This is a genomic window from Rhodosalinus sp. (genome assembly GCF_041685465.1).
In the GTDB taxonomy this organism is placed as follows: Bacteria; Pseudomonadota; Alphaproteobacteria; order Rhodobacterales; family Rhodobacteraceae; genus Rhodosalinus.
In genome coordinates this window covers 1-11,244 of sequence record NZ_JAWLFS010000087.1, presented here as the reverse complement: position 1 = coordinate 11,244, position 11,244 = coordinate 1, and the positions used below count along the sequence as shown (strand labels likewise).

General features: G+C 72.0%; 10 protein-coding genes. 6 read left to right on the top strand and 4 right to left on the bottom strand.

Annotated features, from left to right (window positions below; genetic code table 11):
• Positions 1-32: 32 nt before the first annotated feature.
• The 3 genes from cimA to ACESL7_RS07685 are packed head-to-tail and all read left to right on the top strand — an operon-like array spanning position 33 to position 2,804.
• Positions 33-1,655: a citramalate synthase gene (gene cimA, locus ACESL7_RS07695; protein WP_372892730.1), complete on the top strand. Its 1,623-nt coding sequence runs from the start codon at positions 33-35 to the stop codon at positions 1,653-1,655.
• A 55-nt stretch (positions 1,656-1,710) separates the two neighbouring features.
• Entirely contained in the window at positions 1,711-2,025 is a 315-nt protein-coding gene (locus ACESL7_RS07690; protein ID WP_372892729.1) for a DMT family transporter, read from the top strand.
• A gap of 5 nt (positions 2,026-2,030) precedes the next feature.
• Positions 2,031-2,804, top strand: coding sequence for a squalene/phytoene synthase family protein (locus ACESL7_RS07685; protein WP_372892728.1), 774 nt, complete (start codon positions 2,031-2,033; stop codon positions 2,802-2,804).
• A 176-nt stretch (positions 2,805-2,980) separates the two neighbouring features.
• On the opposite strand, the gene betA is transcribed toward ACESL7_RS07685, so the two are convergent.
• Genes betA through betI form a run of 3 tightly spaced genes read right to left on the bottom strand, consistent with a single transcriptional unit; the run spans position 2,981 to position 6,739 of the window.
• Positions 2,981-4,639 carry a choline dehydrogenase gene (betA, locus tag ACESL7_RS07680; RefSeq protein ID WP_372892727.1) on the bottom strand — a complete coding sequence of 553 codons (1,659 nt, stop codon included), beginning with the start codon at positions 4,637-4,639 and terminating at the stop codon, positions 2,981-2,983.
• Between the two features lie 25 nt (positions 4,640-4,664).
• Positions 4,665-6,125, bottom strand: coding sequence for a betaine-aldehyde dehydrogenase (gene betB, locus ACESL7_RS07675; protein WP_372892726.1), 1,461 nt, complete (start codon positions 6,123-6,125; stop codon positions 4,665-4,667).
• On the bottom strand, positions 6,122-6,739 hold the full coding sequence (gene betI, locus ACESL7_RS07670; RefSeq protein WP_372892725.1) for a choline-binding transcriptional repressor BetI: 618 nt from the start codon (positions 6,737-6,739) through the stop codon (positions 6,122-6,124). The genes betB and betI overlap by 4 nt, the downstream gene beginning before the upstream one ends.
• A 111-nt stretch (positions 6,740-6,850) precedes the next feature.
• Here betI and choX point away from each other — a divergent pair, with 111 nt between their 5' ends.
• From choX to choV, 3 genes are all read left to right on the top strand, one after another.
• On the top strand, positions 6,851-7,777 hold the full coding sequence (choX, locus tag ACESL7_RS07665) for a choline ABC transporter substrate-binding protein (RefSeq protein ID WP_372892724.1): 927 nt from the start codon (positions 6,851-6,853) through the stop codon (positions 7,775-7,777).
• A 67-nt stretch (positions 7,778-7,844) separates the two neighbouring features.
• Positions 7,845-8,678 (top strand): choline ABC transporter permease subunit, encoded by an 834-nt coding sequence (choW, locus tag ACESL7_RS07660; protein ID WP_372892723.1) that lies wholly within the window; start codon positions 7,845-7,847, stop codon positions 8,676-8,678.
• Complete coding sequence (gene choV / locus ACESL7_RS07655; RefSeq protein ID WP_372892722.1) at positions 8,675-9,715, top strand: choline ABC transporter ATP-binding protein; 1,041 nt, start codon at positions 8,675-8,677, stop codon at positions 9,713-9,715. Before choW ends, choV begins: the two co-directional genes overlap by 4 nt.
• A 231-nt stretch (positions 9,716-9,946) precedes the next feature.
• Here the strand turns inward: choV and ACESL7_RS07650 are convergent, their stop codons facing one another.
• A complete protein-coding gene (locus tag ACESL7_RS07650; RefSeq protein WP_372892721.1) occupies positions 9,947-10,960 on the bottom strand; it encodes a methyltransferase in 1,014 nt (337 codons plus the stop codon).
• Positions 10,961-11,244 lie beyond the last annotated feature (284 nt).

Genomic DNA, 11,244 nt, shown 5'->3' with positions numbered 1-11,244 from the left:
GATAGGGTGGGGGCCGCCCGGCCCGCGGCGTGGTGATGCGCGAGCGGCTTTGCCTCTACGACACGACGCTCCGGGACGGGCAGCAGACGCAGGGCGTGCAGTTCTCGGTCGACGAGAAGGTGCGGATCGCGGAGGCGCTCGACGCGCTCGGGGTCGATTACATCGAGGGGGGCTGGCCGGGGGCCAACCCGACCGACAGCGCCTTTTTCGCGGCGGCGCCCGCGACGCGGGCGCGCATGACGGCCTTCGGCATGACGAAGCGCGCTGGCCGCTCGGCGGAGAACGACGACGTGCTCGCGGGCGTGCTGAACGCGGGCACCGGGACGGTCTGCCTCGTGGGCAAGGCGCATCCCTATCACGTCGAGCGCGCGCTCGGCATCACGCGCGAGGAGAACCTCGACAACATCCGCCGCTCGGTCGCGCATGTGGTGGCCGAGGGGCGCGAGGCGGTCTTCGACGCGGAGCATTTCTTCGACGGGCATGCGCGCGATCCCGGCTATGCGCGCGCCTGCCTCGCGGCGGCGCTCGACGCGGGCGCGCGCTGGGTCGTGCTCTGCGACACGAATGGCGGCACGCTGCCCGGCGGCATCGCGCGGGCGGTCGAGGCGGTGATCGCGGGGGGGCTGCCGGGGGAGCGGCTCGGCATCCACACCCATGACGACACCGAGACGGCGGTCGCCGGCAGCCTCGCCGCGGTGGAGGCGGGCGTGCGGCAGGTGCAGGGCACGCTCAACGGGCTCGGCGAGCGCTGCGGCAACGCCAACCTGACCGCTCTGATCCCGACGCTGGCGCTGAAGGCGCCGTGGCGCGACCGGTTCGAGACCGGGGTGAGCGCGGCGGCCCTCGAGGGCCTCACGCGGACGAGCCGGATGCTCGACGAGACGCTGAACCGCGTGCCGCGCCGGCAGGCCGCCTATGTCGGCGCCTCGGCCTTCGCGCACAAGGCGGGGCTGCACGCCAGCGCGATCCTGAAGGACCCCGCAACCTACGAACACGTCGATCCGGCGCGCGTGGGCAACGCCCGCGTGGTGCCGATGTCGAATCAGGCGGGGCTGTCGAACCTGCGCGGGCGGCTCACGGAGGCGGGGCTAACGGTCGCGCGCGACGATCCCGCGCTGCCGCGCATCCTGGAAGAGGTGAAGGCGCGCGAGGCGGAGGGCTACTCCTACGACACGGCGCAGGCGAGCTTCGAGGTGCTCGCGCGGCGCGCGCTCGGCCGGCTGCCCGACTTCTTCGAGGTGAAGCGCTACAAGGTCACCGTGGAGCGGCGCAAGAACAAGTACGACCGCATGGTGAGCCTGTCGGAGGCCGTGGTCGTGGTGAAGGTGGGCGGCGAGAAGACGCTCTCGGTGAGCGAGTCGATGGACGCCGAGGGCGGCGACCGCGGCCCGGTGAACGCGCTCGCCAAGGCGCTGGCCAAGGATCTCGGGCCCTGGCAGTCGGCGATCGACGACATGCGGCTCGTCGATTTCAAGGTGCGGGTCACGCAAGGGGGCACCGAGGCGGTCACCCGCGTGATGATCGACAGCGAGGACGGGCAGGGGCGGCGCTGGTCCACCGTCGGCGTCTCGGCCAATATCGTGGACGCGAGCTTCGAGGCGCTGCTGGACGCGATCACGTGGAAACTCCTGCGCGACGCGCCGGCGCCGGCCTGACGGCGGGTGTCGTCTCCGGGGCGGCGCGCTATCTAAGGGGAAAGGAGGGGCGCAGATGGCATGGCTCGCGCTGATCGTCTCCGGGGGGCTGGAGGTCGTCTGGTCCACGGCGCTCAAGCTCTCGGACGGGCTGACGCGGCCCGGCTGGATCGCGGTGATGATCCCGGCGATGGTGGCGGGCTTCTGGCTGCTGGCCTACGCGATGCGCGGGATCGACCTCGGCACGGCCTACCCGGTCTGGGTGGGCATCGGCGCGGTGGGCGCGGTGCTCGTGGGCGCCCTCTGGCTCGGCGAGGCGCTGACGCCGCTCAGGATCGCGAGCGTGGGGCTCATCCTCGCCGGCATCGCCGGCCTGCGGATCGCGGGCTGAGGGGCATGGCGGGGCGCGACGATCTGGCCGCCTGCGCCGACCTGGTGCGCCGCGGGGACACCGACCGCTTCCGCGCGGCGATGGCCGCGCCGCCGCCCGCGCGATCGGTGCTCTTTCCGCTCTACGCCTTCAACCTCGAGGTGGCGCGCGCGCCCTGGGTCGTCTCGGAGCCGATGCTCGCCGAGATCCGCCTGCAGTGGTGGCGCGAGGCGCTGGAGGAGATCGCGGAAGGCCAGCCCGCGCGCCGCCACGAGGTGGTGCTGCCGCTCGCGCAGGTGCTGGACGCGGAGGGCGCGCGCCTTCTCGACACGCTGGTCGCGGCGCGGCGCGTTGATCTGGAGCGCGCGCCCTTCGGCGACGAGGCAGCGCTCTGGCGCTATCTCGACGCGACCGCCGGGACGCTGCACTGGGTCGCGGCGCGCAGCCTGGGCGAGGCCGGGGAGGAGGTCGTGCGCGCGGCCGGGCAGGCACAAGGTCTCGCGGCGTGGTTGCGCGCGGTGCCCGAGCTGGAGGCGCGGGGCCGGCTGCCGCTGCCCGATGGCCGGGAGGCGGCCGTGGCGCGCCTCGCGCGGGAGGGGCTCGGCCGGCTCGGCCAGGCGCGGCGCCGGCGGGCCGAGGTCTCGCGCGAGGCGCGGCCTGCGCTGATCGACGTGGCGGGCAGCGCCGCGATGCTTGCGCGTGCGGCGGCCGAGCCTGCCCGCGTGGCGGAGGGGCGGCTCGCGCCCAATCCGCTGCGCGAGCGGCTTGCGCTCATCGCCGCGGCCTCGGGGCGCTGGTGAGGCGCAACGGCGTTCCGCGGGGCCGGACACCGCTGTCGGGTGGCGCCGTCCGGGCGTGACCCCGCACTGCCGGATCGCAGGGCGGGCCATGCATCCGCTGTCGGCCTGCTGCTGCGGGCTCGGGCGCTGACGGGGCCCTCGCGGCGCGGGACAGGCGGTGGCCGGGCCGCTCTTCCTCAGCGTTGCGCGCTGCGCCAGTCGGGGTGCACCCAGGGCTGCGCGTTTTCGCGCGGGAGGGGCGTGCGGCCGAGGAGGTGGTCGCTCGCCTTCTCGCCCACGAGGATCGAGGGGCCGTTCAGATTGCCGTTCGGGATGCGCGGGAAGATCGAGCTGTCGGCCACCCGCAGCCCCTCCACGCCGATCACGCGGCACTCCGGGTCGACCACCGCCTCCGGGTCCGAGGCGCGGCCCATCCGGCAGGTGCCGCAGGGGTGATAGGCGCTTTCGACGTGATCGCGGATGAAGGCATCGAGCGCCTCGTCGGACTGTGCCGCCGCGCCGGGCGCGATCTCGTGGCGGACGAAGGGGGCCATCGCGTGCTGCGCGAAGATCTCGCGCGTGAGGCGGATGCAGCTGCGGAAATCGGTCCAGTCCTTCTCGTGGCTCATGTAATTGAAGCGGATGCGCGGCGCGTCTGCCGGATCGGGCGAGCGCAGCGTCACCGCCCCCCGCGAGGGCGAGCGCATCGGCCCGACATGCGCCTGAAAGCCGTGGCCCTCCGCCGCGGCCCTGCCGTCGTAACGCACGGCGATGGGCAGGAAGTGGAACTGGATATCCGGGTAGTCGACCCCCGCCGCGCTGCGGATGAAGGCCGCGCTCTCGAACTGGTTGGAGGCGCCCGGTCCCGTGCGCGTCAGCAGCCAGCGCGCGCCGACATAGGCCTTCCCGAGGAGGTTCCAGTAGCGGTAGAGGCTCACCGGCGCCCGCGCGGCCATCTGCACGTAGAGCTCCAGGTGGTCCTGAAGGTTGTGCCCGACGCCGGGGCGGTCCGCCACCACCGCGATGCCGTGGTCGCGCAGGTGCGCGGCCGGGCCTATCCCCGAGAGCATCAGAAGCTTGGGCGAGTTGATCGAGGAGGCGGCGAGCACCACCTCGCGGTGCGCGCGGATCACCTCGGTGCGCCCGCGGCGGGTGATCTCGACACCGGTCGCGCGGCCGTTCTCGATCACCACCCGGCGGGCGAGGCCGCGCACCAGGGTGCAGGTCTCGCGCTTCAGCGCGGGCTTCAGGTAGGCGTTGGCCGCCGACCAGCGGCGCCCGCGGTGGACGGTCATCTCCATCGGGCCGAAGCCTTCCTGCTTCTCGCCGTTGTAGTCGTCCGTCGTCTCGTAGCCCGCCTGCCGCCCGGCCTCCACGAAGGCGCTGACGAGCGGGTTGTCGCGCCGCCCGCGGCTGACGTGGAGCGGCCCGTCCGATCCGCGCCACGCCGGATCGCCGCCGTGGCCGCCCGGGTTCCAGCACTCCATCCGCTTGAAGTAGGGCAGCACGTCGGCGAAGGCCCAGCCGGTCGCGCCCTGTTCGGCCCAGTGGTCGTAATCATGCGCGTGGCCGCGCACGTAGACCATGCCGTTGATCGAGGAGGAGCCGCCGATCACCTTGCCGCGCGGACAGGCGAGGCGCCGCCCGCCGAGGTGCGGTTCCGGTTCGGTCGCATAGCCCCAGTCGTAGCGCGCCATGTTCATCGGGTAGGAAAGCGCCCCCGGCATCTGGATGAAGGGGCCGGCGTCCGAGCCGCCGTATTCGATCACGATGACCGAGCGGCCCGCCGCGCTCAGGCGGTCGGCCATGGCACACCCGGCGCTGCCGGCGCCGACGATGACGAAATCCGCGTTCATTGCTGTCTCCGGCTGAGGGGCCGCCTCAGTAGGGGGCCTCGACCGCGCCCATTCGGACGTAGACCGACTTGAGCTGCGAGTAGTGTTCGACCGCCGCCGCGCCGTTCTCGCGCCCGACGCCCGAGGCCTTCACGCCGCCGAAGGGCATCTCCACGGGCGCGTCGTTGTACGAATTGACGTAGCAGGTGCCCGCCTCGAGCCGGCCGATCACCCGGTGCGCGCGCGCCAGGTCGCGGGTGAAGACCCCGGCGGAGAGCCCGTAGGCGGTGGCGTTGGCGCGGGCGATCACTTCCTCCTCGTCGTCGAAGTCGAGCACGCTCATCACCGGGCCGAAGATCTCCTCCCGCGCGATGGTCATGTCGTCGGTGACATCGGCGAAGACGGTGGGTTCGAGCCAGAACCCCTCGCGCTGGAGCCGCCGGGCGCCGGTGACGAGGCGCGCGCCCTCCTCGAGGCCACGGGCGATGTAGCCCTGCACGATCTCCAGCTGGCGCGCGCTGATCATCGGCCCGTAGTTCACGGCCTCGTCGAGCGGATCGCCCGTGCGCACGCCCTCGAGCCGGGCGCACAGCCGGTCGAGGAAGCGGTCGCGGATCGCCCGGTGCAGGAAGACCCGCGTGCCGTTCGAACAGATCTGACCCGTGGAGTAGAAATTGCCGAGGATCGCGCCGCCGACCGCATCCTCGATCTCGGCGTCGTCGAAGACGATCAGCGGCGACTTGCCGCCGAGTTCCATGGTGACGTGCTTCACACCCTCGGCGGCGGCCGCGTAGACCTTGCGCCCGGTGGGCACCGAGCCGGTCAGCGAGACCTTGGCGACGCGCGGATCGGTGGCCAGCGCGTGGCCGACCTCGCCCGCGCCCTGCACGACGTTGAAAAGCCCCGGCGGCGCGCCGGCCTCGATCAGGATCTCGGCGACCTTGAGCGCGCAGAGGGGTGTCTCCTCGGAGGGCTTGAAGACCATCGCGTTGCCGCAGGCGAGCGCCGGCGCGGCTTTCCAGCAGGCGATCTGCGTGGGGTAGTTCCACGCCCCGATCCCGGCGCAGACGCCCAGCGGCTCGCGCACCGTATAGGCCCAGTCGCCCCCATTGAGCGGGATGTGCTGCCCCGCGAGCGTGGCGGCGAGGCCGCCGAAATACTCCAGCGCGTCCGCCCCGCTGGTGGCGTCGGCGACGAGCGTCTCCTGCAGCGGCTTGCCGGTGTCGAGCGTCTCGAGCTCGCTGAGGGCGCGGTTGCGGTCGCGCATGATGTCGGCGGCGCGGCGCAGGACGCGCCCGCGCTCCGTGCCGCCGAGCGCGGCCCAGTCCGCCTGCGCGGCGCGCGCGCTCTCGAGCGCGCGGTCGATCACCGCGGGCGTGGCGGCGTGAAGGGTGGCGATCACGCGCCCGTCGGCGGGGTGGATCACGGTCATCTCGGCGCCGGCGGTGTCTTCGAGCGGCGCGCCGGCGACATGGTGGCTCGCCGCGGGCTGGATGGTCTCTGTCATGTCTCGGTCCGGTCCTTGTCCTGGGTCCCCGGTCCGCCCCGGGCCGTGAGCTCGGCGTCGAGCACGGCGAGCACCCGCCGCGCCGCCGCCGCGCCGTCCGGCGTGCCCTGTCCGAGCCCCTCGCGCAGGTAGACGCCGTCGATCACCGCCGCGAGCGTCTCGGCGATGTCGGACGCCGCGGTGCCCGCGAGCGGGCGGAGCGCCTGCGCAAGGTTCGCCACGATGCGGCGGTGATAGACGACGAGCAGCCGCTCGGCCTGACGCGAGGTGCGGGCGAGGACGTAGAAGTTGAGCCACGCGGCGAGCACCGCGGAGCGAAAGTGCCCCTCGGAGAAGCCCGCGCGCACGATCGCCTCGACCCGCTCGCGCGGCGTGCGGGCGGCCTTCAGCCCCGCGCGCACTTCGGCGCCGTACTCGCTGAGCGTCTGGCGCATCGCGGCGAGGAAGATCTGTTCCTTGTTGCCGAAGTAGTGGTGTGCGAGGGCACTGGACACACCCGCCCGCCGCGCGATCCGGGCCACGGTCACGTCGAGCGAGCCGCGCGCGCCGATCTCGTCGATCGTCGCCTCGATCAGCGCCTTGCGGCGGATGGGCTGCATGCCGATCCGGGGCATCCGGTCTCCGGTGAGGTTTTCGATGGTTGCAATGTCAGGCTATTTGGTTTTCTATTGATCCGTCAATCAAGAAAAACAAGACCAGAAGCAGACGTAACGGGAGATGCGAACATGACCCTGCGAACGACCCTTTCCGCCCTCGCCGTCACGGCCGCCGCCGGACCGGCGCTGGCCGAGTGCGAGACCGTCGTCTTCTCGGACGTCGGCTGGACCGACATCACCGCCACCACCGCCGCGACGACCGAGGTTCTCGGGGCGCTGGGCTACGACACCGACATCAAGGTGCTCTCGGTGCCGGTCACCTACATCTCGCTCAGCGAAGGCGACGTGGACGTCTTCCTCGGCAACTGGATGCCGACGATGGAGAACGACATCGCCCCCTACCGCGAGGACGGCAGCGTCGAGACCGTGCGCGCCAACCTCGAGGGCGCGAAGTACACGCTCGCCACCAATGCCGCCGGTGCGGCGCTTGGCATCGACAGCTTCGGCGCCATCGCCGAACATGCCGAGGCGCTGGATGGCGAGATCTACGGCATCGAGCCCGGCAACGACGGCAACCGCCTCATCATGGAGATGATCGAAGAGGACGCCTTCGGCCTCGGCGACTTCGACATCGTGGAAAGCTCCGAGCAGGGGATGCTCGCGCAGGTCCGCCGCGCCTCCAATTCGGACGAGCCGATCGTGTTCCTGGGCTGGGAACCGCACCCGATGAACGCGAATTTCGACCTCACCTATCTCACCGGCGGGGACGACTGGTTCGGCCCGAACCTCGGCGGGGCGACGGTCTACACCAACGTGCGCGCGGGCTACGTCGACGAGTGCCCGAACGTCGGCCGCTTCCTCGAGAACCTCGAGTTCTCGCTGACCATGGAAAACGAGATCATGGGCGCGATCCTCGACGACGGCGCCGAACCGGCCGAGGCCGCCCGCACCTGGATGGCCGCGAACCCGGATCTCGTCATGGGCTGGGTCGACGGCGTCGAGACGCGCGACGGCGGCGACGCCGCGGAGGCGCTGCGCGCCGACCTGGGCCTCTGAGCCCCGCGCCGCGGGCGGCCCGCGCGGCCGCCCGTGCTCGGAGTGACCCGAACCCCGGAGGCGGCCCGTGGACTGGCTGACGGACAACAAGATCCCCGTGGGCAAGGCCGCGGGCGATTTCTTCGACTGGCTGCAGGCCAATGGCGGCTGGTTCTTCGACGGGCTCGCCGACGCGCTCGACGCGCTGATCGAGGCGATCCTCTGGGTGCTGACGTCGCCGCATCCGCTGATCGTGGTGGCGGTCTTCGTCGCCCTCACCTACGCGCTGCAGCGCAGCTGGAAGGTCGCGGGCGCCGTCGCGCTCGGCTTTCTCTTCATCCTCAATCAGGGCTACTGGGAGGAGACGCTGGAAAGCGTCACGCTCGTCCTCTCGGCCTGTCTCGTCTGCATGGCCGCGGGCGTGCCCATCGGCATCGCGGCGGCGCACCGCCCGCGGCTCTATGCCGGGATGCGCCCGGTGCTCGACCTGATGCAGACGCTGCCGCCCTTCGTCTACCTGATCCCGGCCATCGTCTTCTTCGGCATCGGCATGGTGCCGGGGCTGATCGCCACGGTGATCTTCGTGCTGCCCGCGCCGATCCGGCTCACGCATCTGGGCGTCTCCTCGACCCCGAAGCCGCTTCTGGAGGCGGCGGAGGCGTTCGGCGCCTCGCCGCGCCAGACGCTCTGGAAGGTCGAGCTTCCCTACGCGCTGCCGCAGATCATGGCCGGGCTCAACCAGACCATCATGCTCTCGCTCTCGATGGTGGTGATCGCGGCGCTGGTGGGGGCCGACGGGCTCGGCGTGCCGGTGGTCCGTGCGCTCAACCAGGTCAACACCTCGCTCGGGTTCGAGTCGGGCTTCATCATCGTGGTCGTCGCCATCGTGCTCGACCGGATGCTCCGGGCGGACCGGAAATGACCCGCGCGGTGGAGTTCGACCGGGTCTCGATCGTCTTCGGCACGGCGCCCGAACGTGCCCTGCCGCTGATGGACGCCGGCCGCGCGCGCGGCGAGATCCAGGCCGAGACGGGGCAGGTCCTCGGCGTGCACGACTGCTCGCTCGCCGTGGACGAGGGAAAGATCCTCGTGCTCATGGGGCTCTCGGGCTCGGGAAAGTCGACGCTCCTGCGCGCGGTCAACGGGCTGAACCCGGTGACGCGGGGCACGGTCCGCGTCAGCGACGGCAAGGGCATGGTCGATATCACCGCCGCCGACGCCGCGACGCTGCGCCGGATGCGCCAGCGCCACATCGCCATGGTGTTTCAGCAGTTCGGCCTGCTGCCGTGGCGCACGGTACGCGAGAACGTCGGCCTCGGCCTCGAACTCGCCGGCCTGCCGCGCGCCGAGTGCCGCGCGCGCGTCGATCGCCAGCTCGAACTCGTCGGGCTCGCCGACTGGGGCGAACGGCGCGTGGCCGAGCTTTCGGGCGGCATGCAGCAGCGCGTGGGCCTTGCCCGCGCCTTCGCCACCGATGCGCCGATCCTCTTGATGGACGAGCCCTTCTCGGCGCTCGACCCGCTGATCCGCACGCGGCTGCAGGACGAGCTCCTCGAGCTTCAGGCGCGGCTCAGGCGCACGATCGTCTTCGTCTCCCACGACCTGGACGAGGCCTTCAAGCTCGGCGATCACATCGCGATCATGGAGGGCGGCCGCGTCGTGCAGGCCGGTCCGCCGCAGGATATCTTCACCAACCCGCGCACCGACTACGTCGCCGATTTCGTGGCGCACATGAACCCGCTCGGGGTGCTCTCGGCCGAGGACGTGATGGAGCCCGCAGGCGGCACGCCCGAGGGCGACGCAGTTGCCTCCGATGCGCCCGTGCGCGCGGCGATGGAGGCGGTGCAGCGCGCGGGCGGGCCGGTGCCCGTGGCGCGGGACGGCCGCGTGATCGGGCGCGTCAGCGCCGAGAGCATTCTCGCCCGTCTCCTCGACCCGCGCGGCGAGCGCCGCGGATGAGCGACGGGCGCGCGGCGCGTGCAGCTTGGGCGCCCGAAGGTCTTCGGGCGCAGCGGTGAGAAGGCTTTCCCGAACGGCGAATCGATGCGCGGCAAGGCAGGTGAGCGCGTCGTGTCGTGCGCGCCCGGTCTCTCGCGCCGCCGTGCGGCACGCATTGCGGGGGCCGCGCGCCCGGACAGGCAGCCCCCCGCGGTGCGGATGCGCCCCGGCCCGCAGGCCGGGGCGCCGGGATCACGACGGCCGGCGCCCGGTCGCCAGCTTCGTCATTCCCGGAATGAGCGGCACCACGTCCGCATGCTCGAAGCCGGCGTCCCGCAGCCGCTCGGCGAGCCATCCGTCGGACAGCGAGCGCGCCTCCGGCGTGAAGGCGGTGTGCTGAAGCTGCCAGAGCGCCGTGTTCTTCGGTCCCGAGCGATCCTCGTCGACGATGAAGTCGTGAACGAGAAGCCGCCCACCGGGTGCGAGGTGGTCGAACGCGCGGCGCAGCAGGTTTTCGTGCGTGTGATCGGGCAGCCCCGACAGCAGGTAGGACATCAGGACGACATCCTGCTCAGACGGCCACTCGGCCGCGAGCGCGTCGCCCTCGCGGTAGGTGATCCGGTCGGCGAGCCCGGCGTCCGCGACATAGGCCTTGCCGAGGGCCGCGACGTTCGGGAAGTCCACCACCGTCGCGCGCAGTTCCGGGTTCGCCCGGCAGAGCGTGATCGCGAAGGCGCCCGTTCCCCCGCCCACGTCCAGAAGGCTGCGCGCGTCGCTCAGGTCGACCCGCTTGGACAGGCCCCGCGCCGGCCCGAGCGAGCCCGCGTGCTGGCTCTCGGAATAGAGGCGCGCCTCTTCCGGGTCGTCGAACCACGCGGCGTAGGAGCCGATCGCGTCGTCCGAGAGACGCCCGGCCAGCGCGTCGCCGATCTGGTCCATGACGGGATACATCTGCCGGCCCACCTGCAGGCGCAGGTAGTCGCCGAAGTCGTGCTTCGCACCGCGCACGAGGAAGGCCTCGGCCGCGGGCGAGTTCGCGAAACCGTCCTGCCGCCGCTCGGTCAGGCCGAGCGCGGTCAGCGCGGTCAGGAGCGTGAGCACCCGTTCCTCGGGCAGGCCGATCGCCTCGGCGATGGCGGCGCTGTCGCGCGGCCCGCTCGAAAGGCAGGTGAAGACCCCGAAATCGAGCGCCGCGAAGAGGGCCTTCGATCCCATGTAGCCAAAGGCGATTTCGGAAATTTCTTCAGCTTCGGTCAAGCTGCTCATGTCACGCTCCTGTGTTCTGCCATCCCTGTCGGATCACATGCGGGGCGTTCGTTACCCTATCCGGCGCCCGGTATCCATCCGCCGGCGCGGGCAAGCACCGCGTGCATCAGGACGGCGCCGCCCGTGGCCGGATCATCCTGCTTGGCGTATCCCGACGCCGTGACCGACGCGCGTCCGACACGCGACGAGGATCATGGCTGTCGGCGCGGCTGCGGCCATGTTCGAGGCGTCGTGCAGCGCGGCGAGGGGCAGCCGCTTGTGCGGGCTGGCGCGCGTCCGGGCCG